Annotated in this window: 22 protein-coding genes and 5 tRNA genes; 25 read left to right on the top strand and 2 right to left on the bottom strand. The window is 37.0% G+C overall.

Annotation, left to right across the window (positions count from 1 at the left end; genetic code table 11):
* Positions 1-22 precede the first annotated feature (22 nt).
* On the top strand, positions 23-1,585 hold the full coding sequence (locus JCM15579_RS04115; protein ID WP_054716128.1) for an NAD(P)/FAD-dependent oxidoreductase: 1,563 nt from the start codon (positions 23-25) through the stop codon (positions 1,583-1,585).
* Positions 1,586-2,250: 665 nt separating this feature from the next.
* On the opposite strand, the gene JCM15579_RS04120 is transcribed toward JCM15579_RS04115, so the two are convergent.
* A complete protein-coding gene (locus JCM15579_RS04120; protein ID WP_054716130.1) occupies positions 2,251-3,021 on the bottom strand; it encodes a TrmH family RNA methyltransferase in 771 nt (256 codons plus the stop codon).
* A 154-nt stretch (positions 3,022-3,175) separates the two neighbouring features.
* Between JCM15579_RS04120 and tamL the strand changes: the two genes are divergently transcribed.
* The 24 genes from tamL to JCM15579_RS04230 all read left to right on the top strand — a co-directional run bounded on the left by tamL (position 3,176) and on the right by JCM15579_RS04230 (position 24,616).
* The gene (gene tamL, locus JCM15579_RS04125) at positions 3,176-5,566 is read left to right on the top strand and encodes a translocation and assembly module lipoprotein TamL (RefSeq protein WP_054716133.1); all 2,391 of its coding nucleotides are present in this window, start codon (positions 3,176-3,178) and stop codon (positions 5,564-5,566) included.
* A 182-nt stretch (positions 5,567-5,748) separates the two neighbouring features.
* Positions 5,749-6,825 carry a class II fructose-bisphosphate aldolase gene (gene fbaA / locus JCM15579_RS04130; protein ID WP_054716137.1) on the top strand — a complete coding sequence of 359 codons (1,077 nt, stop codon included), beginning with the start codon at positions 5,749-5,751 and terminating at the stop codon, positions 6,823-6,825.
* A 156-nt stretch (positions 6,826-6,981) separates the two neighbouring features.
* Positions 6,982-8,340, top strand: coding sequence for a sodium-dependent transporter (locus JCM15579_RS04135; protein ID WP_054716140.1), 1,359 nt, complete (start codon positions 6,982-6,984; stop codon positions 8,338-8,340).
* Positions 8,341-8,400: 60 nt separating this feature from the next.
* Positions 8,401-9,165, top strand: a complete 765-nt coding sequence (locus tag JCM15579_RS04140) for a helix-hairpin-helix domain-containing protein (protein ID WP_054716143.1) — start codon at positions 8,401-8,403, stop codon at positions 9,163-9,165.
* Between the two features lie 26 nt (positions 9,166-9,191).
* Positions 9,192-9,479, top strand: a complete 288-nt coding sequence (locus JCM15579_RS22215) for a ComEA family DNA-binding protein (RefSeq protein ID WP_373280234.1) — start codon at positions 9,192-9,194, stop codon at positions 9,477-9,479.
* A gap of 183 nt (positions 9,480-9,662) precedes the next feature.
* Positions 9,663-9,854 carry a 30S ribosomal protein S21 gene (rpsU, locus tag JCM15579_RS04145; protein WP_054716146.1) on the top strand — a complete coding sequence of 64 codons (192 nt, stop codon included), beginning with the start codon at positions 9,663-9,665 and terminating at the stop codon, positions 9,852-9,854.
* 77 nt (positions 9,855-9,931) lie between these two features.
* Positions 9,932-10,810: a phage lytic cycle repressor MrpR family protein gene (locus JCM15579_RS04150; RefSeq protein WP_054716149.1), complete on the top strand. Its 879-nt coding sequence runs from the start codon at positions 9,932-9,934 to the stop codon at positions 10,808-10,810.
* Positions 10,811-10,828: 18 nt separating this feature from the next.
* A complete protein-coding gene (hpf, locus tag JCM15579_RS04155; protein ID WP_054716153.1) occupies positions 10,829-11,125 on the top strand; it encodes a ribosome hibernation-promoting factor, HPF/YfiA family in 297 nt (98 codons plus the stop codon).
* A gap of 107 nt (positions 11,126-11,232) precedes the next feature.
* Positions 11,233-11,306 (top strand) — tRNA-Thr (locus JCM15579_RS04160).
* Between the two features lie 17 nt (positions 11,307-11,323).
* Positions 11,324-11,406, top strand: a tRNA-Tyr gene (locus JCM15579_RS04165).
* Positions 11,407-11,443: 37 nt separating this feature from the next.
* Positions 11,444-11,516: transfer RNA gene (locus JCM15579_RS04170), tRNA-Gly, on the top strand.
* A gap of 11 nt (positions 11,517-11,527) precedes the next feature.
* A tRNA-Thr gene (locus JCM15579_RS04175) sits at positions 11,528-11,599 on the top strand.
* Positions 11,600-11,657: 58 nt separating this feature from the next.
* Positions 11,658-12,845, top strand: coding sequence for an elongation factor Tu (tuf, locus tag JCM15579_RS04180; RefSeq protein WP_054716156.1), 1,188 nt, complete (start codon positions 11,658-11,660; stop codon positions 12,843-12,845).
* Between the two features lie 49 nt (positions 12,846-12,894).
* Positions 12,895-12,967: transfer RNA gene (locus tag JCM15579_RS04185), tRNA-Trp, on the top strand.
* Between the two features lie 18 nt (positions 12,968-12,985).
* A complete protein-coding gene (gene secE, locus JCM15579_RS04190) occupies positions 12,986-13,177 on the top strand; it encodes a preprotein translocase subunit SecE (RefSeq protein ID WP_054716421.1) in 192 nt (63 codons plus the stop codon).
* Positions 13,178-13,198: 21 nt separating this feature from the next.
* On the top strand, positions 13,199-13,747 hold the full coding sequence (gene nusG / locus JCM15579_RS04195) for a transcription termination/antitermination protein NusG (protein WP_054716160.1): 549 nt from the start codon (positions 13,199-13,201) through the stop codon (positions 13,745-13,747).
* A 25-nt stretch (positions 13,748-13,772) separates the two neighbouring features.
* Entirely contained in the window at positions 13,773-14,216 is a 444-nt protein-coding gene (rplK, locus tag JCM15579_RS04200) for a 50S ribosomal protein L11 (RefSeq protein ID WP_054716163.1), read from the top strand.
* Between the two features lie 20 nt (positions 14,217-14,236).
* Positions 14,237-14,929, top strand: a complete 693-nt coding sequence (gene rplA, locus JCM15579_RS04205) for a 50S ribosomal protein L1 (RefSeq protein ID WP_054716166.1) — start codon at positions 14,237-14,239, stop codon at positions 14,927-14,929.
* A 30-nt stretch (positions 14,930-14,959) separates the two neighbouring features.
* Positions 14,960-15,478 (top strand): 50S ribosomal protein L10, encoded by a 519-nt coding sequence (gene rplJ, locus JCM15579_RS04210; RefSeq protein ID WP_054716169.1) that lies wholly within the window; start codon positions 14,960-14,962, stop codon positions 15,476-15,478.
* A gap of 39 nt (positions 15,479-15,517) precedes the next feature.
* A complete protein-coding gene (gene rplL, locus JCM15579_RS04215) occupies positions 15,518-15,892 on the top strand; it encodes a 50S ribosomal protein L7/L12 (RefSeq protein WP_054716172.1) in 375 nt (124 codons plus the stop codon).
* Positions 15,893-15,997: 105 nt separating this feature from the next.
* Positions 15,998-19,810: a DNA-directed RNA polymerase subunit beta gene (gene rpoB, locus JCM15579_RS04220; protein WP_054716177.1), complete on the top strand. Its 3,813-nt coding sequence runs from the start codon at positions 15,998-16,000 to the stop codon at positions 19,808-19,810.
* An 83-nt stretch (positions 19,811-19,893) separates the two neighbouring features.
* The gene (gene rpoC / locus JCM15579_RS04225) at positions 19,894-22,707 is read left to right on the top strand and encodes a DNA-directed RNA polymerase subunit beta' (RefSeq protein WP_245625820.1); all 2,814 of its coding nucleotides are present in this window, start codon (positions 19,894-19,896) and stop codon (positions 22,705-22,707) included.
* A 134-nt stretch (positions 22,708-22,841) separates the two neighbouring features.
* Entirely contained in the window at positions 22,842-24,155 is a 1,314-nt protein-coding gene (locus tag JCM15579_RS22410; protein ID WP_245625821.1) for a DNA-directed RNA polymerase subunit beta', read from the top strand.
* A gap of 134 nt (positions 24,156-24,289) precedes the next feature.
* Complete coding sequence (locus JCM15579_RS04230; RefSeq protein WP_054716181.1) at positions 24,290-24,616, top strand: DUF3467 domain-containing protein; 327 nt, start codon at positions 24,290-24,292, stop codon at positions 24,614-24,616.
* Positions 24,617-24,728: 112 nt separating this feature from the next.
* Here JCM15579_RS04230 and JCM15579_RS04235 read toward each other — a convergent pair whose 3' ends face one another.
* Positions 24,729-26,108, bottom strand: coding sequence for a carbon starvation CstA family protein (locus JCM15579_RS04235; protein ID WP_245625822.1), 1,380 nt, complete (start codon positions 26,106-26,108; stop codon positions 24,729-24,731).
* Positions 26,109-26,160: the final 52 nt, after the last annotated feature.

The raw sequence follows: 26,160 nt of genomic DNA on the forward strand, positions 1-26,160 counted from the left end.
TTTCACCTTTTTACTTTTTTACATGATTACTGAAATTGATATTGTTCTGAATCCCAAACAAGCTTCTGATGAATCTTTTTATAAGCCTATTTTGGCACAAAAACTGGAGGTTAAGGTTGGTAGGATTAATGGAATTCAAATTCTAAGAAAATCTATTGATGCCCGAAGAAGAGATATCAAGATAAATATGAAGTTTCGTGTTGCAGTGGATGAAAAACTTCCTGTGGCAAAGGAACTGATATTTGATTATTCGAATGTGAAGGATAAGAAAAAAGTAATTGTTGTGGGGGCAGGTCCTGCAGGTTTATTTGCAGCTTTACGATTGGTAGAGCTTGGATATTGCCCTATTGTTTTGGAGCGAGGAAAAAGTGTTGAAGATCGAAAAAAGGACTTGGGGCAGTTGCACAGAACCCGAAATGTAGACCCAGATTCAAACTATTCTTTTGGAGAGGGTGGTGCCGGAACTTTCTCGGATGGCAAGTTGTACACCCGATCTAAAAAGCGAGGAAATCTACAGAAGATTTTGAATGTGCTTCATTTTCATGGTGCTCAGGATGAAATTTTGTACGAGGCTCATCCGCATATTGGAACTGATGTTTTGCCTAAAGTAATTGTAAATATTCGTAAGAGTATTATTGCTGCAGGTGGAGAAGTGCATTTTTCATGTAAGGTGATCGATTATTTATTGGATGCCAATAAAATTATAGGTGTGTTAACTCAAGATGGGAATACATTTAAGGGAGAAGCAGTGATTTTGGCAACAGGTCATTCGGCTCGTGATGTATACCGAAAGTTAAATGAATCTGACATCGATATTGAAGCAAAATCTTTTGCAATGGGGGTTCGTATCGAACATCCACAGGACTTAATTGACCAAATTCAATATCACAACCCAAACGGAAGAGGAAAGTATTTACCAGCGGCCAGTTACAGTTTTGTACAGCAGGTTGAAGGACGTGGCGTGTATTCCTTCTGTATGTGTCCGGGTGGAGTAATTGTTCCGGCGGCAACAGGCGAAAATCAGCAAGTGGTAAACGGAATGTCATCCTCAGGAAGAAATACTGCCTTTGCCAATTCGGGGATGGCTGTTGAAATTCGCACCGAAGATTTATCGGAATATGAGAAATTCGGTCCCTTGGCGGGATTGCACTTTCAAGAAGATTTGGAGGCTCAAGCATTTGTTGAAGGAGGTGAGAACCTAACGGCTCCTGCCCAGCGCATGGTCGATTTTGTTGAGGGAAGAAAAAGTGAAAGCCTGCCAAAAACTTCCTATCATCCCGGAGTTGTGTCATCCGAAATGCACAAATGGTTACCTAAACATATTGCTTACCGATTACAGGAAGGATTTAAGGCATTTGGCAGAAAATCGAAAGGATTTCTGACCAATAAAGCCGTAATCTTAGGTGTGGAGTCACGTACATCTTCGCCGGTAAGAATACCAAGAGATCGTGAAACTTTTCAGCATACCAAAATCGAAGGACTATTCCCTTGTGGAGAAGGTGCTGGTTATGCCGGTGGAATTGTTTCGGCTGCTATGGATGGCGAACAATGTGCCGAAGCTTTTGATAGATTTGTTACTAGCTAGGAGTTGACCTTTGAATGTGTGTACTCGCATTTTTGAAGAAGATAATTACTATCGGTATATTTCCCCACACATCAGGTGATGGTTTCCCGGACCTCAGGCAGAGCAAACACATTTACAGGAACTTTTTCCCAACTACATGGGAGTATTCCCCAACTACTCTTTGGTCTGATATCACTATGAAAAATAGTTTGCGAATCACAAAAAAGTGTTTACGGATCAGTAAATAGATAGTGAAGATCAATAAAACGATAGTAAAGATCATATTTGAGGTCATGAAGATCATCAAAAAAGTAATGAGGATCACTAATAATATCATCAAGATCGGATCTTGATGCCTAAAATGATGATCTTTATAGCTTAAATAATGATCTTCATGAACTTATTTATGATCTGTATATATTTATAACTGATCTGTAAGGGCATATTTGTGATCTTTACAACTATTTTATTGATTCGCATGTGTTATACCATGTCCGGGAAGCAGTTCCTGGTAGTTGTGAGAAGGTCAAACATGTCTTGGAAATGGTTCCTTGCCGTTGGGAGTGAGTTCAATTTGTCTTGCGCGTACTACTTCATGGGTTGGGAATGATTCACTATTGGCAAGGAGGCAACTTCTGATGTATTTATTTGAGAAGCTCAACCATTACACAATAGGTATAGTGGGCTTAATACTCTCCTCTTCTAAACTCCGAGCAAATAATAGCAGTTGCCACAGACACATTTAATGATTCGGATGTTTCCTGATCGGCTGGGAAGTTTGGAATAAATAGTTTATCGCTCACCAATTGTCCAATTTCTTCGGATATTCCCTGACCTTCGTTACCCATTACAATAAAACCTTTGTTTTGCAAATCGCATTTGTATATGGTTTCACCTTCCAAAAAAGTTCCATATACAGGAAAATCCTTTGATTGATGCGAGGAAATCAAATCATGTAAAGAAGTGTAGGTAACTTTTACACGCGCTATAGCTCCCATACTTGCCTGTATCACCTTAGGGTTGTATACATCCACTGTGTTTTGTGAGCAAAAGATGTTCTTAATTCCAAACCAATCGGCAATGCGGATGATGGTACCCAGGTTGCCAGGATCCTGAACATCATCAAGTAATATCGATAAGGAGTTTTTTATGATGCTTGCATCGATATTATTAGTAGGAATCTTGAAAACGGCAAGAACTGGCGATGGTGTTTTTAAACTGCTTACCTTTTTCATCAGGTTGGCATCGGTTTCAATCCGATTTTCAATCTGATTGAGATGTCCTGTAGTTGGTGCATTCTTCCAATCAGAAGTATGTACCAGGTAAGCAACTTTTATGTTGGTTTGTAGCAGGTCCATTACCAACTTATCACCTTCGGCAACAAAAAGTTGATGAGAATCTCTATATTTTTTCTTTTGTAAGCTGGATATGAGTTTGATTTGATTTTTCGAGAGCACTGCTAAAAGCTTAAAAGTTAGTAAATCAGACTGTTTGTATTGGTGTTTTCAAAGAATAAAAGCAATGCACGTAAATGTTTCATATGCATTACAAATTATTAATTGATATAAGTATCTTTGTTGTAGTTTAAACCGATAAATAATCAATTCATTCTTGAAAGCTATTCTAAAATACAAAAGTAGTTATTATTTCCCGATTTTACTTTTCTTTCTGAGTTTCTTACTTGGTATGAGTTCTTGTTCAACTACCAAGTATGTTGGGGAAGATGAATACCTTTTGAACAAAGTTATTGTTAAGGTGGATGATAAATCTGTGCCTTCAGGTGATCTTAAAAAAAATATCAAACAAAAGTCCAACTTGAAAATTTTAGGTGCTTGGCGTTTTCATCTGGGGCTTTATAATCTGTCTGGTAAGGATAAAACTAAAGGCTTTAACAAGTGGCTTAGACGAATAGGTGAAGAACCTGTTATTTATGAGGATTTTCAGACGAAGAGATCGGTAGCTCAGTTGCAGCTTTACATGAAGAAAAAAGGCTACTACGATGCTGTAATAAAAGATTCTGTTGCTTTTAAAAAGAAAAAAGCAAAGGTGTATTACACGATAACAGCCAACCAGCCTTATCGATATCGTAAGATTTATCACCAACTTGATGATTTGCCTTATAACTTTTTATCTCAATCGCAGAAGGTGGGAGAAATGTCGGACTCTACTCAGATTCGAGTTTATGTAAATGAAGATAAACAAGATGCGAAAGTGAAGGAGGGAAGTAAGGTAGACTCTGATGTGCTTGGAGAAGAGAGAATGAGAATTTTTAAAATGCTTAAGAATAAGGGGTATTTTAATTTCTCAAGAGAGTATATTCATTTTATGATGGATAGCACGAAGAAAGATCATCAAATGGATGTTTTTGTTGGCTTGAAAAAGCCTTTGAATGAAAAGGCAAGCAAAAAGTATCGGATTAATAAAATTAAAATCCTTACCGAATATGACCCCAAGTTGATGCTGATGAATGATTCAATTTATTTGTCGGAATTGGATACTTTGGTGCATAAGGATGTGGAGTTTATTTATAGAAATAAGCTTAAAATAAAGCCTGATGTGATTTTATCCTCAATTCGAATAAAAAAAGGGGATTTGTACAATTTGAATTCTGTTTCTCAATCATACAGTAGGTTACAGCAATTGAATCAATTTAAGTTTGTGAATATAAACTTTGATGAGGATGCAAAAGCAACTGATGATGAATACGGTAGTTTGAATTGTGTGATTCAATTAAGTCCACATAACTTGCAATTCTATTCATTCGAGTTGGAAGGAACCAATTCTTCTGGAAATATTGGGTTTGCAGGCAATTTGAATTATCAGCATAAAAATTTGTTCGGTGGTGCCGAGGTATTGGATGTTCAGCTTTCTACGGCCAGAGAAAATGTGAAGTCGAGTGAGCAAACAAATTTTAGTTCTTCAGAATATGGTATTGTTTCCAAATTGAGTATACCTAAATTTTTACTTCCTTTTTTCGATGCTGAAAAATTCAGAGAATCATACAATCCAAGGACCATATTTTCACTTTCCTATAATTTTCAGAAACGTCCCGACTATACCAGAACAATTGCTGATGCAAGTTTTGGGTATTTTTGGAAATCGTCGAAGTATTTGAGACACACCTTTAACTTGGTTGAGTTGAACTTTGTTGATGTGAAAGATTTAAGTGAAGATTTTCTGAATGATATTAATAATCTTTACATTCAAAACTCCTTTACCGATCACGTTATCGCTACTACAAGATATTCGGTAACTTATAATAATCAGAATATTAATATTCCCAAAAATTACAATTACCTAAGGGTAAGTGCAGAGGTGGCAGGTAATACTTTAAAAACCATCGATAATATTTTGGGAAGGTCAAAAAGAAATGATTACGACTCAGAGGGAAATATTGAGGGAACTTACCACGACTTTTTAGGAATTAGATATGCGCAATATGTGAAAGGTGATGTTGAATATCGCTTTAATCACTACATCAACCGCGCAAATAATATGGTATACCGTGTGTTCTTTGGGATTGGTTATCCTTATGGAAATTTAGAGGTGTTGCCATTCGAGAAAAGCTATTTCTCAGGAGGAGCAAATGGGATTAGAGCCTGGCAAGTAAGATCTTTAGGGCCTGGTTCATATGTTGATGAGGGATCTACTTATCCAAATAATGCAGCTGATCTTAAAATAGAAGCAAACCTTGAGTATCGATTTAAACTCTTTTGGGCATTGGAAGGAGCGTTATTTCTTGATGCAGGAAACATATGGGCAATTTCGAAAAAAGATGATAGAAAAGGAGCAGATTTTCAATTCGATCGTTTTTACGAAGAAATTGCAATTGGAACCGGGTTCGGAACGAGAGTAGATTTAAAATTTATCCTATTCCGTTTGGATTTAGGTTTAAAATTGAGAGATCCGTCAAAAGTAGGTAGTGAACGTTGGATTATTGCTAAGCGTCCGTTTAAACTCAATCAGTTAACGTTCAATATAGGGATAGGGTATCCATTTTAATCTGGATTTTCGGAAGAAATTAAGGTCTTGTTTATGCTTTATTAAAAATAGTTTAATTGCATTCGTTTGCATAATTTTCTTATAGACAAAACGGTGCAAAATTTATTATTTCTTTTTAACTTCGTGGTGAAATTTAGACTTTCCGACGATTTTATAAGAACTATCCGATAAATTATATTATTATGAAACGAGTATTAGATGTTGTTAAACCGGGTGTAGTAACCGGTGATGATGTGCAAAAATTATTTCAGGTTGCTAAAGAAGAAGGTTTTGCAATCCCAGCTGTAAACGTAGTTGGTACTAACTCAATTAATGCTGCATTAGAAGCTGCCAAACAAGTAAATTCACCAATTATCATTCAGTTCTCGAATGGTGGTGCATCTTTCTTCTCAGGTAAGGGAATCAATGCAGAAGGACAAAGTGCTGCAATTATTGGAGCTGTTGCTGGAGCTAAATACGTTCATGCAATTGCTGAGCATTATGGCATTCCAGTAATTCTACATACGGATCACGCTGCAAAAAAATTGTTACCATGGATCGACGGTTTATTGGATGCTGGTGAAGAGTTTTTTGCTCAAACAGGAAAACCATTGTTTAGCTCACACATGCTAGATTTATCAGAAGAAACTCTAGAAGAAAACATTGAAACTTGTGTGAAGTATTTCGAGCGCATGAACAAAATGGGTATGACTATCGAAATTGAATTAGGTTGTACTGGTGGTGAAGAAGATGGTGTTGACAATACAGATATGGATAACTCATTATTGTATACTCAACCTGAAGATGTTGCTTTAGCTTACGAAGCATTATCTAAAGTGTCTTCTAGTTTTACAATTGCTGCATCATTTGGTAATGTGCATGGTGTTTACAAGCCAGGTAATGTTGTATTGACTCCTAAGATTTTGGATAACTCACAAAAGTTTATCTCAGAAAAATATGCGGTAGCTGATAATACTGTTGATTTCGTATTCCACGGTGGTTCAGGTTCAACTTTAGAAGAAATTCGTGAAGCAATTTCTTATGGAGTTATCAAAATGAACATTGATACAGATACACAATGGGCATTCTGGAACGGAGTACGTGAATTCGAAGCTGCAAATCACGATTACTTGCAAGGTCAAATCGGTAACCCAGAAGGTGACGACAAACCAAACAAGAAATACTACGATCCAAGAAAATGGATGCGTGAAGGTGAAGTGGGAATGAGAGACCGTTTAGTTCAGGCTTTCGAAGACCTAAATGCTGTAGGACGCAACTAGTCTTTAAAATATTTAATTGTAAAGCTCGGATGATTTTATCCGGGCTTTTTTGTTTGTATTTGATATAAAAAGCAAAAGCATTTAGGAATTAGACCTAATATTTTGCAAATTTGAGCTTACCCTAATTTGTATATCAATAACCTTAAAATTTAACACATGTCTATTAGTAATCCCTCGGGACGCGATGTTTTTTCAAGTAAATTTGGTGTAATTGCAGCTGCAGCTGGATCGGCAGTTGGTCTTGGTAATATTTGGAGATTTCCATATGTAGCTGGAGAAAATGGAGGCGGTGCATTCCTTTTAATATATTTAGCTTTTATAATTGCTATCGGATTGCCGGTAATGCTTTCCGAGTTGTTAATAGGTCGAAAAGCGCAGCAAAATGCATTTGGTTCTTTTCGTAAGCTTGCTCCTGAATCTATGTGGCCCCTTGTAGGTTTAATGGGAGTTATTGCAGCTTTTTTAATTCTTGCATTTTATTCTACTATCTCTGGTTGGACTTTGGAATATTTGTATCAAGCAATAAGTAATGGATTTGCCCATGGTGATACCAAGGTGATGTTTGATGATTTTAAACAAGGAACTTTTCGTCCATTAATGTGGCAAATGGTTTTTATGCTATTAACGGCATGGATTGTTTTTTCAGGAGTTAAAAATGGCATTGAAAAATATGCAAAAATATTAATGCCTCTGTTGTTTATTCTAATACTTGTGATGTGTGTGCGCTCATTGTCCTTGCCCGGTTCTTCTGCTGGTTTAGATTTCTTATTTAAACCTGATTTCTCAAAAATATCAATGGGAGTAATTCTGGAAGCGTTGGGGCAGGCTGCCTTTTCGTTAAGTATTGGTATGGGGGCTTTAATTACCTACGGTTCTTATATCCAAAGGCAAAATAATTTGGGAAAAACGGCTTTTCAAGTTACAGTTGCTGATACAGCAATTGCAATTTTATCTGGTGTAATGATATTTCCAGCTGTTTTTGCATTAGGTTTTCAGCCTGATTCTGGAGCAGGTTTGGTTTTTGAAGTACTACCAAAGCTATTTTTGGAAATGCCTGGAGGATACTTTTTCTCGATTTTATTTTTCTTCTTGCTTGCTGTAGCTGCATTAACTTCCACCATATCGGTACTTGAAGTTGTTGTAGCATACTTTTCTGAAGAATTGAATATTTCCAGGAAAAAAGCTACGGTAATTGGTGCAGCGTCTATTTCTGTATTGGGTGTATTTGCAACTCTATCTTTTAGTGATTTATCAGGTATTAATATTTTAGGGCAAAGTATTTTTGGCTTAATGGAATATACCGCTGCAAATGTATTGCTGCCATTAGGAGCATTATTAATTGTAATTTTTGTAGGTTGGAAGTTAAAGCATGCAATAGTACGAGAAGAGTTGTCGAATGAGAATTCTTTAAGAGTGAAATATTTTAAAGTATTCTTCTTTATCGTGAAATGGTTGGCTCCTATAGCAATAACAGCTGTGTTTTTAAATGGGGTAGGATTGTTAAAACTTGGATAAGATTAATCTTTTTTATAATATTGTTAAGCGTTGTTTGTTTTCAAATAACGCTTTTTTAATATGTCATTGAAAAAGATCATAAGAGAATACTTTTCTTATTCCACATCGGAGAAAAGAGGATTATTGGTGTTGGCCTTAATACTAATAACAGTCTTTGTATTGCCAGAATTTATAAATACAGATTCTACACCAGATTCTATACCTAAGAAAAATGAAAATCTTGATAGTTTAATAGCTATATTGAGCAGTAAAGGTAAATTGAAAAATCCTGCTTTGTTTTTATTCGACCCTAATAAGGCTTCCGCTGAGGATTTTAAAAAACTTGGATTAAGAGATTATCAAACCAGAAATATCTTAAAATATAGAGAAAAGGGTGGAGTGTTTAGATCCAAAGCTGATTTTCGAAAAATTTATGGCATTAAAGATGACGATTACAATCGATTGAAAGATTACATCAATATTCCTCCTGCAATAAAGAACGAAAAAGTTAAAAATATTGCAAAACGAAGAGTTGAATTAGAGTTGTTCAATTTTGATCCCAATACAATTGATAAAGTCGAATGGGAAAAGTTAGGAGTAAATGATAGGATGTCGAATCGCATTATAAAGTATTTGTCGACTGGAGCTAGGTTTAAAAATGCTGATGATCTCGGTAAAATTTATGGATTTGATTCTTTGCTTCTGAAACGGCTAAAGCCATATGTGCATATAAAACCTTTAAAAGAGAAGAGTGTAAAAATAGAATTGGTTGATTTGAATTTGGCAGATACTTCCATTTTAAAAACGCTGCCTGGTATTGGAAAACACTTTCAAATAGAATTGTAAAATATAAAGAATTACTTGGTGGTTACATTTCCAAATCTCAGTTGTTGGAAGTGTATGGTATTTCAGAAGAAACATTCCGGGCATTAGAGAATCGAGTTTGTGTATCGCCAGTTTTGTTGCAAAAGATTTCGATAAACCAATGTAATGCGAAAATATTGGGACAGCATCCGTATATAAGTAGAAGGATGTCTTCTGACATCGTAAAATATAGAGAACGAGTGGGGAATTTTACCTCAGTAGAGGATTTGAAAAACAAGCATTTGTTGAGCGATAGTGTCTTTCAGAAAGTACAACCTTATTTAAGTATAGAATAGTAGTCATTGAATTAGCTTGAGAATAATTCCTTATTTTCTTAACTTTATATTTCTGAAAAAGGGCCTAAAATATTAGAATGGAGATAATTTCATTACTTTTTTCAAAATAAATTTGAATTATAATGATTGAATTAATAAATTTGCGGCTCACTTAGAAAAACATAAATATTAAAGGAGAAAATTATGATTGTTATTCCTATGAAAGAAGGCGAAAACATTGAGAGAGCCTTGAAAAAATTCAAAAGAAAATTTGAAAAGACTGGTGTAATTAAAGAGCTTAGAGGAAGACAGGTTTATAAAAAACCATCTATAAAAAGAAGAGAAGAGAAATTACACGCGATCTACGTTCAGCAAATGCAACAAGCTGAGGATTGATTTTCTGTTGGATTAATTCCTTGATATCTTAATTTTTCGTATCTTGGATTATCCTATTGGATAAATATCCTGGATGTATGAGTTTTAAGGAATCTTTTCTGTCTTATTTGCAATACGAAAAACGATATTCTGCACATACAGTTTTATCTTATGACTGTGATTTGACTCAGTTTTTTGAATTTTATTCAGGTGCTGATGATGTACAAGTTGAAGATATAACATTTAAAGATGTTCGTAGATGGATCGTTTTTTTAATGAACGAAGGTAAAACTTCGCGAACTGTAAATAGGAAGTTATCCTCTTTAAAGTCATTTTTTAAGTATTTGCTTAGAGAATCAGTGATTGATTCGAACCCAATGGATAAAGTTGTTGGACCTAAGCAAGGAAAGAAGTTGCCTGGTTTTGTTGCAGAGCATGCAATGCAGGTGTTAAGAGAAGTTGATTTTGGAGAAGGATTTGAAGGTGTTCGAGATCAATTGGTAATAGAGATGTTTTATCAAACTGGCATGCGATTGTCGGAGTTGATGAATCTTAAAGAGTCAGATTTTGATCGATCAGCATCTTTAGTTAAAGTATTAGGAAAAAGAAATAGAGAAAGAATCATTCCAGTAAGTGAGAGTTTGGTAAAACTTCTTGATCAATATTTGGATCTTAGATATAAAACTTTCGGAAACTTGGATGATTTTCTTTTTGTAACTAAAAAGGGGGTGCCTGTTTACGAAAAGTTGTTGTATAGAATCGTTACAAAGCATTTGTCGAAAATTACAACAATGACCAAGCGAAGCCCGCACGTTCTGAGACATACATTTGCAACGCATCTATTAAATAATGGTGCGGAATTAAATGCAGTTAAGGAACTTTTGGGGCATTCGAATTTATCGGCAACACAAATTTATACTCATACTACTTTTGAGCGTTTAAATAATATATATAAACAAGCTCATCCGAGAGCATAAATTTTGGAGGATTAGAATATGATTAACATTCAATCGATCGGTTTTGTTGCTGATGTGAAATTGGAAAATTTCATAGAAAATAAGCTTGGAAAAATAATGAAGCTCAATAGCGATGTTGCTGGAGCTGAAGTTTTTCTTAGGGTTGAAAAATCTGATATTACCGAAAATAAGGTAGTTGAGATCAATCTTGATATTAAAGGCGCAGATGTGTTTGCTAAAAAGCAAAGTAAAACATTTGAAGAGGCAACGGATCTTGCTGTTGATGCATTGAGAAAGCAAGTCGTGAAACACAAAGAAAAACTAAGAGCAAAATAATTAGAAAAAACACCTAATTATTTTGTGATAAATTTAAAATATTTTTACATTTGCAAACCATTTTCAGGGAAAAGTATGCCTGTTAAATAAGATGGTTTGCATTTTTTGCCGATGTAGCTCAGCTGGCTAGAGCAGCTGATTTGTAATCAGCAGGTCGTGGGTTCGAGTCCCTCCATCGGCTCTGATTTTTAAAATATTGGGGAGATACCAAAGTGGCCAACTGGGGCGGACTGTAACTCCGCTGACTTTCGTCTTCGTAGGTTCGAATCCTGCTCTCCCCACTGGTAAACGAAAAGAAACATTTCTGTTTCTTTTTTTGCGGGAATAGCTCAGTTGATAGAGCATCAGCCTTCCAAGCTGAGGGTCGCGGGTTTGAGTCCCGTTTCCCGCTCAAATACGTTTGCCGTTGTAGCTCAGGGGTAGAGCGCTTCCTTGGTAAGGAAGAGGTCACGAGTTCAAATCTCGTCAATGGCTCAAGAAATTTAAGATATTGTTTTTAATTGTTGTCTAATATTAATTAATATTTGGAGTTATGGCTAAAGAACATTTTGACAGGTCAAAACCACACGTAAATATTGGTACCATTGGTCACGTTGACCACGGTAAAACTACTTTGACTGCCGCTATTACAACTGTATTAGCAAAAAAAGGTTTGTCTGAAGTGAAATCATTCGATTCTATCGATAACGCTCCTGAAGAGAAGGAGAGAGGTATTACTATTAATACTGCTCACGTAGAATACCAAACAGCTAACCGTCACTACGCTCACGTTGACTGTCCAGGTCACGCGGATTACGTAAAGAACATGGTAACTGGTGCTGCTCAGATGGATGGTGCTATTTTGGTTTGTGCTGCAACTGATGGTCCTATGCCTCAAACTCGTGAGCATATCCTATTAGCTCGTCAGGTAAACGTACCTAAAATCGTTGTTTTCTTGAACAAAGTTGACATGGTTGACGATGCAGAGATGCTTGAGTTAGTAGAAATGGAAATTCGTGAGTTATTGGATTTCTATGAGTTCGACGGTGATAACACTCCTATCATTGCTGGTTCTGCTTTAGGTGGATTGAACGGTGAAGCTGAGTGGGAAGAAAAAATCATGGATTTGATGGATGCAGTTGATTCTTGGATTCCACTTCCTCCACGTGATGTAGATAAGGCTTTCTTGATGCCAGTTGAGGATGTATTCTCTATTACTGGTCGTGGTACTGTTGCTACTGGTCGTATTGAAACTGGTATTGTAAAAACTGGTGAAGAAGTACAGATCATTGGTCTTGGTGCTGAAGGTATGAAGTCTGTAATTACTGGTGTTGAGATGTTCCGTAAGATTTTGGACGAAGGTCAAGCTGGTGATAATGTAGGTCTATTGTTGAGAGGTATTGACAAAACTGCTATCAAGCGTGGTATGGTTATCTGTCACCCTAATACAATCAAGCCTCACACTAAGATTAAAGCTGAGGTTTACGTATTGAAGAAAGAAGAAGGTGGACGTCATACTCCATTTCATAACAAATACCGTCCTCAATTCTACATCAGAACTCTTGATGTAACTGGTGAGATTACTCTTCCAGAAGGAGTTGAAATGGTAATGCCAGGTGATAACGTAACTATCAACGTTGAGTTGATTACGCCAGTAGCTTGTGATTTAGGTCTACGTTTCGCTATCCGTGAAGGTGGTAGAACTGTAGGTGCAGGTCAGATTACTGAAATTGTTGACTAATTGCATAATATAAAGATTGATCCGTGAACTCGGATCAATCTTATTATAGACGGGTGTAGCTCAGTTGGTAGAGCACTGGTCTCCAAAACCAGGTGTCGGGAGTTCGAGTCTCTCCTCCCGTGCAAAGACAAAATTGCCTTATGAAACTAAAAATTTATATTGAAGAAGTTTATAAAGAACTGGTTCAAAAAGTATCTTGGCCATCATGGTCTGAGCTCCAAAGCAGTGCGATAGTAGTTATGATTGCTTCCACTATTATTGCTCTTGTGATATTCTTAATGGATATGGGGTTTAAGAATTTGATGGATTTTATATACAATATGTTACACTAATAATTCCTTTTTTAGAAAAAGATGGCTGAAATTCAAAAAAAATGGTATGTTCTTAGGACTGTTGGAGGAAAAGAAAAGAAAGTCAAAGAATATATTGATAGCGAAATTTCCAATCTGGGTCTAACGGAATTTGTGTCACAGGTTCTCATTCCTACCGAAAAAGTTTTTCAGGTGCGAAACGGAAAGAAGATTAGCAAGGAAAGAATTTTCTTACCAGGCTATGTTCTAATCGAAGCAGCACTCGTTGGAGAGATTCCTCACATCCTTCGTAATATTACGAATGTGATTGGCTTCCTGGGGGATACAAAAGGCGGCGATCCTACTCCTATGCGTATGTCAGAAGTGAACCGCATACTGGGTAAGGTTGATGAATTGGCTGGCAAAGATGAAGAAATTAATATTCCTTATTTTGTTGGCGAAATGGTTAAAGTGACTGATGGACCATTTAATGGTTTTACCGGTGTGATTGAAGAGGTAAATGCAGAGAAGAAAAAGCTAAAAGTTATGGTTAAGATCTTCGGACGTAAGACTCCTCTTGAGTTAAGTTTCATGCAGGTAGAAAAAGAATAATTAAATCCTTTAGAAAAGTAAAGCTATGGCTAAAGAAGTTGCAGGATTAATCAAATTGCAGATCAAAGGTGGTGCTGCAAATCCTTCACCCCCAGTAGGACCTGCGTTGGGTGCTAAAGGGGTTAATATCATGGATTTTTGTAAGCAATTCAATGCAAGAACTCAAGATCAGGCTGGAAAAGTAATCCCTGTAGTGATTACTGTTTATTCTGATAGTTCTTTTGAATTTATTACAAAAACTCCTCCTGTTGCTGTACAAATTTTAGAGGCTGCAAAATTAAAATCAGGTTCTTCTGAACCAAACCGTAAAAAGGTAGGTTCAATTTCTTGGGATCAAGTTCGCGAGATCGCAGAGGGGAAAATGAAAGATTTGAATGCTTTTAAAGTTGAAAGTGCCATGAGTATGGTTGCTGGTACAGCAAGAAGTATGGGTATCACAATTTCTGGTGATAATCCTCTTAATCAATAATTTTAAACACTGCAATTAAAATGGGTAAACTAACGAAAAATAGAAAGTTAGCTTCAGAAAAAGTGGATACTGATAAGCTATATTCTATCGACGAAGCAGCGAAATTGGTTAAGGAGATTACAACAACCAAATTTGATGCCTCAGTGGATATGGATGTTCGCTTAGGAGTTGACCCGAGAAAAGCTAATCAAATGGTACGTGGTGTTGTTACACTTCCTCACGGTACTGGTAAAGAAGTTCGTGTTTTGGTTCTTTGTACTCCTGATAAGGAAGAAGAAGCAAAAGCTGCAGGTGCTGACTATGTTGGCCTTGACGACTATGTTGCCAAAATCAAAGGAGGTTGGACTGACATTGACGTAATCATCACGATGCCTACTGTAATGGCGAAAGTTGGTGCACTTGGACGTGTTTTAGGGCCACGTGGTTTAATGCCAAACCCTAAGTCTGGTACAGTAACTATGGATATCGCTAAAGCAGTTGCTGAAGTGAAAGCTGGTAAGATTGATTTTAAGGTCGATAAGTACGGTATCGTTCACTCATCAATTGGTAAAGTATCTTTCGAGGTAGATAAAATCAAAGATAACGCTAAAGAATTTGTTGGCATTATCAATAAATTGAAACCATCTGCAGCAAAAGGAACTTATATCAAGAGTGTTTACCTGTCAAGCACAATGAGTCTTGGGATTCAAATTGATCCAAGATCACTTGACTAATTTAAAAATTTAATCAAGATCTTAGTAATCATGAAAAAGGAACAAAAAATTCAGATTATTGATAGCTTGACGGAAGAAATTAATGCGTCAAACCACTTCTATCTTACTGACATCTCAGGAATGAATGCTGAAGGCACTTCAGCACTTCGTAGAGCATGTTTTGAAAAGGATATTAAGTTGGTTGTTGTAAAAAACACCCTTCTTAAAATCGCTTTAGAAAAGGCAGAAGGCGAGTTTGAAGAACTAGACAATGTACTTAAGGGATCTACTTCTCTTATGCTTGCAGAGACTGGTAACCTTCCTGCGAAGCTTATCAAAGAATTCCGTAAGGGACATGATAAACCTATCCTGAAGGCGGCTTACGTTGAAGAATCGCTTTATATTGGTGATAATGAGCTTGACGCTCTTGCTACCATTAAATCTAAAGAAGAACTTGTTGGAGATATCGTTGCATTGCTTCAATCACCAATCAAGAATGTTATTTCTTCTTTGGAATCAGGAAAGAATATCCTAGCTGGTGTTGTGAAAACACTTTCAGAAAAAGAGTAATATATTTAGAGTAATTAAATTTTAAAAACTGAAGGAAAAATGGCAGATTTAAAAAAGTTTGCAGAAGAATTAGTTAATTTGACTGTTAAGGAAGTAAATGAATTAGCTGAAATCTTAAAAGAAGAATACGGAATTGAGCCAGCTGCTGCTGCTGCAGTTGTTGCTGGACCTGCTGCTGGCGCTGAAGGTGGTGCTGCTGAGCAAACTGAGTTTGACGTAATTCTTACTTCAGCTGGTGGTTCAAAACTAGCGGTAGTGAAATTGGTTAAAGAATTAACTGGTTTAGGTCTTAAAGAAGCTAAGGCTGCAGTTGATGCTGCACCAGCTCCATTGAAAGAAAAAGTTTCTAAAGAAGAAGCTGAAGCACTTAAAGCACAATTAGAAGAAGCTGGAGCTGAAGTTGAGCTTAAATAGAAGCACTAAAACCTATAAATAAGGTTATTTGGTTTAGAGTTCCTAACCGGGACTCTAAGCCTTTTTGTTGTTTATTATCGTTTAGGTTCAATTAATTTTAAGTAAATGTCTTCAAATACTATTAGTCAAAGAATTAGTTTTGCTTCTAACAAGAATCAGCTTTCATATCCTGATTTTTTAGAAGTACAATTAAAATCTTTTCAAGACTTTTTTCAGCTGGAAACGACTCCAGAGAAAAGAACGAACGAAGGATTATTTAAGGTATTTAGCGAGAATTTCCCAATTACCGATACCAGAAATAATTTCGTATTGGAATTTCTCGACTATTTTGTTGATCCGCCCCGTTACACAATCGATGAATGTATCGAAAGAGGCTTAACTTATAGCGTACCGCTAAAAGCTAAGTTAAAACTTTACTGTACCGATCCTGAACATGAGGATTTCGATACAGTAATTCAGGATGTATACCTTGGAACTGTTCCTTACATGACCGAAAAAGGTACATTCGTAGTTAACGGTGCTGAACGTGTGGTTGTATCTCAGCTTCACCGTTCACCTGGTGTATTCTTTGGTCAAAGTGTACACGCAAATGGAACCAAGTTGTATTCTGCCAGAATTATTCCTTTCAAAGGTTCCTGGATCGAATTTGCTACGGACATCAACAATGTGATGTATGCATATATTGATCGTAAGAAAAAGCTTCCTGTAACAACTTTGCTTCGTGCAATTGGTTACGAGAGCGATAAAGAAATCCTTGAGATTTTTAACCTTGCTGATGAAATCAAGGTTTCTAAAACCGGTTTGAAGAAAATCGTTGGAAGAAAACTTGCTGCTCGTGTTCTTAAGTCTTGGATTGAAGACTTCGTAGACGAGGATACTGGCGAGGTAGTATCTATTGAGCGTAATGAGGTGGTTATTGATCGTGAGACAATAATCGAACCAGAACATATTGAAGAAATTCTTGAATCAGGTGCAAAAACTATCTTATTGCACAAAGAGGAACAAAATCTTGCTGATTATGCGATTATTTATAATACGCTTCAGAAAGACCCTTGTAACTCCGAAAAAGAAGCTGTTCTTCACATTTATCGTCAGTTGCGTAATTCTGAGCCACCAGATGAGGCTACAGCTCGTGACGTAATCGATAAATTATTCTTCTCTGATAAGAGATATGATTTAGGTGATGTTGGTCGTTACCGCCTAAATAAAAAATTAGGTTTAAACACTGATGGTGATACTAAGGTGTTGACCAAAGAAGACATTATTGAAATTATCAAGTACCTAATTAAGCTGTTGAATGCACGTACTGATGTGGATGATATTGACCACTTGAGTAATCGTCGTGTTCGTACAGTTGGTGAACAACTTTATACTCAGTTCGGAGTAGGTTTGGCACGTATGGCTAGAACCATTCGTGAGAGAATGAACGTTAGAGATAATGAGGTATTTACTCCAATAGATTTGATCAACTCGAAGACTCTTTCTTCTGTGATCAACTCATTCTTTGGAACGAATGCATTGTCACAGTTCATGGATCAAACCAACCCATTGGCTGAGATTACACACAAACGTAGAATGTCGGCCTTAGGTCCTGGTGGTCTTTCCCGTGAAAGAGCAGGTTTTGAGGTTCGAGATGTACACTATACTCACTATGGACGTTTATGTCCGATTGAGACTCCTGAGGGACCAAACATTGGTTTGATTTCTTCTCTTTGTGTTTTTGCTAAGATTAATAATTTAGGTTTCATCGAAACTCCTTACCGTAAGGTAGCTAATGGAGGTGTTGATTTATCTTCTGAGGGTATTGAATATCTATCAGCTGAAGAGGAAGAAGGGTTGACAATTGCTCAAGCAAATGCTCCTTTAAATGATGATGGTAGTTTTGTAAACCCTAAAGCAAAATCTCGTAAAGACGGTGACTTCCCATTTGAGGAAATAGAGAATATCGATTTGATGGACGTTGCTCCAAACCAAATCGCTTCTATCGCGGCTTCTTTGATTCCTTTCTTGGAGCATGATGATGCGAACCGTGCTTTGATGGGATCTAACATGATGCGTCAGGCAGTTCCAGTTATTAAGCCAGAATCTCCTATTGTTGGTACTGGTTTGGAAGGTGCTCTTGTTCGTGATTCAAGAACTCAAATTAGTGCCGAAGGTACAGGGGTTGTTGAGTTTGTAGATGCAAATAAAATTGTAATCAAATACGAGCAAACTGAAGAAGAAGCATTTGTTAGTTTTGATGGAGATACCAAGACATACAATATTCCAAAATATGGAAAAACTAACCAGGGTACTACAATTGACTTGAAACCTATTGTTACGAAAGGACAAAAGGTTGTTGAGGGACAAATTCTTACTCATGGTTATGCAACTCAGGATGGAGAATTAGCACTTGGTCGTAACTTGAAAGTGGCATTTATGCCTTGGAAAGGTTACAACTATGAGGATGCGATTGTAATTTCAGAGCGTATTGTTAAAGATGATGTATTTACATCAGTTCATGTTGATGAGTACACTCTTGAAGTTCGCGACACGAAGCGTGGTATGGAAGAATTAACTTCTGATATTCCTAACGTTAGTGAAGAAGCAACTCGTAATCTTGATGAGAATGGTTTGATTCGTATTGGTGCGAATGTTGAACCAGGTGATATCTTAATTGGTAAGATTACTCCAAAAGGAGAATCAGATCCATCGCCAGAAGAGAAGTTATTAAGAGCTATCTTTGGTGATAAAGCTGGAGATGTTAAAGATGCTTCATTGAAAGCTTCACCATCATTACGTGGTGTAATTATCGATAAGAAATTATTCTCACGTTCTATTCGCGATCGTAAATCGAAACAATCAGATAAGCCATTAATCCAAAAATTGGATGAGGAATTGGCATCACAAGTAACGGCATTGCAAGCGAGATTGGTTGAAAAGCTTTTCAACCTTGTAAATGGCAAGACTTCGCAAGGAGTTAAAGATTACTTAAGCGTAGATGTTATTCCTAAAGGGGTTAAGTTCACTCAGAAATTGTTAGCAGATATCAATTTCTTGGAAATTAATCCTAACAAGTGGACAACTGATAAGGATAAGAACGACACAATCAAAAAGCTTTTACACAACTATATTATCAAGTTCAAAGAGCTTGAAAGTATTAACAAGCGTAAGAAATATAATGTAACCATTGGTGATGAAATGCCAGCAGGTATTATTCAAATGGCGAAAGTATATGTTGCTAAGAAACGTAAGCTTCAGATTGGTGATAAGATGGCAGGTCGTCACGGTAACAAAGGTATTGTTTCTCGTGTTGTAAGAGAAGAGGACATGCCATTCCTTGAAGATGGAACCACTGTTGACATCTGTTTGAACCCATTGGGTGTACCTTCACGTATGAATCTTGGACAGGTATTTGAAACTGTACTAGGTTGGGCAGGTAAAGAACTTGGGTTGAAGTTTGCGACTCCTATTTTTGATGGTGCGTCGTTGGATGAAATTACAAGTTATACTGATAAAGCAGGTGTTCCTGCATTCGGTAAGGCATATCTTCACGATGGTGGAACTGGAGAACGTTTCGACCAGCCTGCAACTGTAGGTGTGATCTATATGCTGAAACTTGGTCACATGGTTGATGATAAGATGCACGCGCGTTCTATTGGACCATACTCACTTATTACTCAGCAACCACTTGGTGGTAAAGCTCAGTTTGGAGGTCAGCGTTTTGGAGAGATGGAGGTTTGGGCACTTGAGGCATTTGGTGCTGCACATATTCTTCAGGAAATCCTTACCGTTAAGTCGGATGACGTTATAGGTCGTGCTAAAGCTTACGAATCTATCGTTAAAGGTGATCCAATGCCAAGTCCGGGTATTCCGGAATCTCTAAACGTGTTGCTACACGAGTTAAGAGGTCTTGGCTTGAGCGTAAAATTAATTTAAGCCTTATATTATAAAGTGAATGTTCGGGTTTCCGTTCATTCACTTTTATAGAATAATTTTGTTAATTTCCTAATTTTCAACATATGGCATTCAGAAGAGATAAACAAGTAAAGAGCAATTTTACAAAAATCTCTATCAGTCTTGCCTCTCCAGAAGAAATTCTTGAAAGATCAAGTGGAGAGGTTTTAAAGCCTGAAACCATCAATTATCGTACTTATAAGCCGGAACGTGATGGATTATTCTGTGAAAGAATTTTCGGTCCCGTTAAAGATTATGAGTGTCATTGTGGTAAGTACAAGCGTATCCGTTATCGTGGTATTGTTTGTGACCGTTGTGGTGTTGAAGTAACAGAAAAAAAGGTTAGACGCGAAAGAATGGGACACATTCAGTTGGTTGTTCCTGTTGCGCATATCTGGTACTTCAAATCATTACCAAACAAAATTGGTTATCTTTTAGGATTACCTACCAAAAAGCTTGACTCAATTATTTATTACGAAAGATACGTAGTAATTAATCCCGGAGTTAAATCAGCTGATGGTATTAAATATTTAGATTTTCTAACGGAAGAAGAATACTTGGATATTCTTGACGAACTTCCAATGGAAAATCAATTTTTGGATGATGATGATCCAAATAAGTTTATTGCTCAAATGGGAGCGGAAGCTTTGTATAGCTTGTTAGGTCGTTTAGATCTTGATTCATTATCATACGACTTGCGTCACAAAGCAAATACAGAAACTTCTCAGCAACGTAAAAATGAAGCATTAAAGCGTTTGCAAGTAGTTGAAGCTTTCCGTGAGTCACAAGGAGTAAACAATCCTGAATGGATGATTGTGAAAGTTGTTCCTGTGATTCCACCAGAACTTCGTCCATTGGTACCATTGGATGGTGGACGTTTTGCAACTTCAGACTTGAACGATTTGTATCGAAGAGTAATTATTCGTAACAATCGTCTAAAAAGATTAATTGAAATTAAAGCTCCGGAAGTAATCTTGCGTAATGAGAAACGTATGCTTCAGGAAGCAGTTGATTCATTATTCGATAACTCACGTAAATCTAATGCGGTTAAGACAGAAAATAACCGTCCTTTAAAATCTCTTTCAGACTCATTGAAAGGTAAGCAAGGTCGTTTCCGTCAAAACTTGTTGGGTAAGCGTGTTGACTATTCTGCTCGTTCGGTAATTGTTGTAGGACCAGACTTGCAAATGCATGAATGTGGTCTTCCAAAAGACATGGCAGCGGAATTGTACAAGCCTTTCGTAATCCGTAAGTTGATTGAGAGAGGTATTGTAAAAACTGTAAAATCAGCTAAGAAAATTGTAGATAGAAAAGATCCTGTAGTTTGGGATATCTTGGAAAATGTACTGAAAGGACATCCGGTTCTTCTTAACCGTGCTCCTACTCTTCACCGTTTGGGTATTCAGGCATTCCAACCTAAATTGATCGAGGGTAAAGCAATTCGTCTACACCCACTTGCATGTACTGGGTTTAACGCCGACTTTGATGGTGACCAGATGGCGGTTCACTTGCCACTTGGTAACGAAGCAGTATTAGAGGCTCAAATGTTAATGTTGTGTTCGCACAATATCTTGAACCCTGCTAATGGTGCACCAGTTACTGTTCCTTCTCAGGATATGGTATTGGGTCTTTACTACATTACCAAGCCCAGAAAAGGAAGCAAAGGGGAAGGATTAACTTTCTATTCAGCAGAAGAGGCTATGATTGCTTTCAATGAGAAGGCTGTAGATCTTCACTCTGTGATTAAAGTGAAAGTTAAGGATTTAAATGAAAATGATGAATTGGTAGATACTATTATTGAAACTACTATTGGTCGTATCATTTTGAATCAATTTACTCCTGAGGGAGCTGGTTTTATTAATCAGTTGATTACTAAAAAAGCACTTCGTGATATTATTGGATATGTATTCAAGAAATGTGGGGTTGATGCCTGTGCGAAATTCTTGGATGATATCAAAGATTTAGGTTACCGCAAAGCATTTGAAGGTGGTCTTTCGTTTAACTTGTCTGACGTTATTGTTCCAGCTGAGAAGGAAGATCTTGTTGCTGAAGGTTACGCACAAGTTGAAGAAGTGTTGGCTAACTATAACATGGGTTTCATTACCAATAATGAACGATACAATCAGATTATTGATATTTGGACACATGTTAACGCTAATTTGACTCAAACATTGATGAACCAGTTGATTGCCGATAATCAAGGTTTTAACTCGGTTTACATGATGCTTGATTCTGGAGCTCGTGGTTCTAGAGAGCAGATTCGTCAGTTGGGTGGTATGCGTGGTCTGATGGCAAAACCTCAGAAATCAGGTGCTACCGGAGGTCAAATTATTGAAAACCCGATTCTTTCGAACTTTAAGGAAGGTCTTTCTGTATTGGAGTACTTTATTTCTACTCACGGTGCTCGTAAAGGTCTTGCGGATACGGCATTGAAAACAGCCGATGCGGGTTACCTAACTCGTCGTTTGGTTGATGTTGCACAGGATGTTATCATTAATGAGCAAGACTGTGGTACATTGAGGGGGCTTACCGCTACAGCGATTAAGAATCAGGAAGAAGTTGTTGCATCTCTAAGTGAAAGAATTCTTGGTAGAACTACAGTACATGATGTATATCACCCAATTTCAGGTGAGTTAATAGTGAAATCAGGAGTTGAGATTACTGAAGAGATTGCTCAAAAAATTGAAAATTCTCCGATTGAACGCATAGAGATTCGTTCGGTACTTACTTGTGAGTCTAAACAAGGTGTTTGTGCGAAATGTTATGGACGTAACCTTGCAACAGGTAAGGCGGTTCAGAAAGGTGAGGCAGTTGGTGTTATTGCAGCTCAGTCGATTGGTGAGCCGGGTACACAGCTTACACTTCGTACCTTCACGTAGGGGGTACCGCAGGTAACGTTTCTGCTGAAAACTCTGTTGAATCGAAATACGATGGTTACGCGGAATTCGAAGAATTAAGAACTGTAGAACATACTCCTAAAGAAGGAGATAAGTATGATGTTGTAATTGGTCGTTTGGCTGAATTACGTATCATCGATAAAAACACAAACATTACCTTGACTACACATACAATTCCTTACGGATCTAAATTGTATATCAAGGATGGTCAGGATGTTAAGAAAGGTGACTTAATTTGTGAGTGGGATCCATACAATGCTATGATCGTTACTGAATTCTCAGGTAAGGTTACTTTCGATAACTTAATTGAAGGTGTTACATTTAAAGAGGAATCTGATGAAGCAACTGGTTTTGCTGAGAAAGTAGTTGTAGAATCTAAGGATAAGACTAAAAACCCAAGTGTTAAGATTTTGAACTCAAGTGGTGAGGTATTAAAATCTTACAACTTACCAGTAGGTGCTCACATTTCTGTGAACGAAGGTGAGATGGTTATTGCAGGTCAATCTCTTGTTAAGATTCCTAGAGCTCTTGGTAAGGCAGGTGATATCACCGGGGGTCTGCCACGTGTTACTGAGTTGTTTGAGGCTCGTAACCCATCTAATCCTGCTGTTGTTTCTGAGATTGATGGTGAGGTTACATTTGGTAAAATCAAGCGTGGTAACCGTGAGATTGTTGTTACAACCAAAACAGGTGATGTGAAGAAGTACTTGGTACCTCTTTCAAAACAAATTCTTGTTCAGGAGAACGACTATGTAAGAGCGGGTACTCCATTATCAGAAGGTGCTACAACACCAGCCGATATTTTATCGATTAAAGGGCCTACAAAAGTTCAGGAATATATCGTGAACGAAGTACAGGATGTATACCGTATGCAGGGTGTGAAGATTAACGATAAGCACTTTGAGATTATCGTTCGTCAGATGATGCGTAAGGTAGTTATTGATGATCCGGGAGATACTAAGTTCTTGGAGAAACAAGTTATCGACAAGATGGAATTTATGCGTGAGAACGATGAAATTTTCGGAATGAAGGTTGTTGTTGACGCAGGTGATTCTGACGAGTTGAAAGCAGGGCAGATTGTAACTGCAAGAAAACTAAGAGATGTAAATTCTATCTTGAAGCGTCGTGATATGAAACTTGTTGAAGCTCGTGAAGCTATCGCTGCAACTTCTACTCAGATCTTGCAAGGTATTACAAGAGCTGCTCTTCAAACTAAGAGTTTCATTTCTGCTGCATCGTTCCAGGAGACAACTAAAGTGTTGAATGAAGCTGCGATTAGCGGTAAAATGGACAAATTAGAAGGTCTGAAAGAGAACGTTATTTGTGGTCACTTGATTCCTGCAGGTACAGGTTTAAGAGAATACAAAGATGTTGTAGTAGGAGCGAAAGAAGAGTACGAAAAGCTTCTTGACAATAAATCAGAATTCTAAATATAGGACTCTAAATATTAAGGGGTGTTTCCATTGGAAACACCCTTTTTTATTGTTTAGAATTGGCAGGACATTCAAAATTAATTTCCTAATTTTACCAGAGTAGATAAGAAATCAATAAAAATAGATACATTATGAGTGATAAAAAGCCTTCAGGACAAATAGATATTCAATTAACGGAAGAAGTAGCACAAGGAACTTATTCTAATTTAGCTGTAATTACACATTCTAGCTCTGAATTTGTTGTAGACTTTGTTAGAGTGATGCCAGGAGTGCCTAAAGCAGATGTAAAATCAAGAATTATCTTGACTCCTGAACATGCAAAACGTCTATTATTAGCCCTGCAAGATAATATTCATAAGTTTGAAAGTATGAATGGACCAATTAAAAATGTGGAAGAAAATAATGGGCCACAAGGGCCAGTGATTCCAATGAATTTTGGGCCAACAGGACAGGCATAAAAAAGGAAGCATTTCGCTTCCTTTTTTTATATTTCAGATAGTTTTAATATCGATTGTTTTACGCTTCTTTTATGAGCTGCAACCAGAAACCATGAAAATACTAGCAAGGCGATCACAATTCCAATTGTGTAGCTATGTTTGTATCAATTGCCAATCCTCCATTTTTATTTGGGGCAACTAGAATAAATGTTGCACATATCGCCGTCATAAATGTTGCAGGTATGCTAATAATGAAGTGATTTTTCTTCTTTTCTACCAAATACATTGCCGCTGTCCAAAGCATTACCATGGATAGAAATTGATTAAAAAGACCTAGGAATTTCCAGATCGTTCCAAAGCTAAGTTGAGAAAGGATAAATCCCAATACAAAAAGCGGAATGGATACTATTAATCTACTTTTCAAAGATTTTTGTTCCAGTTTAAAAAAATCTGCAATCATTAATCGGGCACTTCTGAAAGCGGTATCTCCAGTTGTAATAGGACATGCAATTACACCAACAATGGCGAAAATAGCTCCAACTTGTCCTAGCCATGTATTACAAATTTCATTAACTACCCAAGCTGGATTACGACCAGAGGCAATTGTACTATTTAAATCGCTTGCTGATCCAAAATAGTTCATTGCAGCGGTAGCCCAGATGATGGCTACAATTCCTTCAGCAATCATGGCACCAAAAAACACAGGACGACCATAGCTTTCTTTACGCATGCAGCGTGCCATCATAGGTGACTGTGTAGAATGAAATCCAGAAATGGCCCCACAGGATATTACAATAAACATCATTGGATACAAGATGTTTTGAGTGGGATTGACATGCATATTTTTTAACTGGTCAACAGATAGCTCATTCAGGTGAAAACTTCCATTAAAACCATTATATAGCATGATACCCGCTATACTAAAGGCCATGATTAATAATGCAGCTCCAAAAATTGGATAAATCTTACCAATAATTTTATTGATTGGAAGTAAGGTTGCAAGTAAGTAATATCCAAAGATTCCATAAAGCCAATAATGCAAACCTCCACCCGTTAAATCCTTTAATAATCCTGCCGGTCCGGTTACAAAAGCTACACCAACCATTATTAATAATGCAAATGTGATGATTGCTAGAATAACTTTGGCAATTATTCCTAAATATTTACCTACAATTTCAGGTAAGCTCGCACCATCGTTTCTAATGGAAAGCATCCCCGAAAAATAATCATGTACAGCACCCATAAAAATACAGCCAAAAACGATCCAGATGTAGGCAACAGGACCGTACATAGCGCCTAGTATTGCTCCAAAGATAGGACCTAATCCTGCGATATTTAAGAACTGAATGGTAAACATTTTCCAGGTAGGCATAGGAATGAAATCTACACCATCTTCAAGTCGAACAGCAGGGGTTTTAATTTTATCATTGGCTCCAAAGAAGTGTTCTATAAATTTGCCGTAAACAAAATAGCCAATAACGAGAGCTAATATTGCAGATAAGAATGTAATCATAGTAATAATCAGTTTGCATCAAAATTAGCGATTTTTAATAGATTGAATCATT

The organism is Marinifilum fragile JCM 15579 (assembly GCF_001310955.1).
GTDB lineage: Bacteria > Bacteroidota > Bacteroidia > Bacteroidales > Marinifilaceae > Marinifilum > Marinifilum fragile.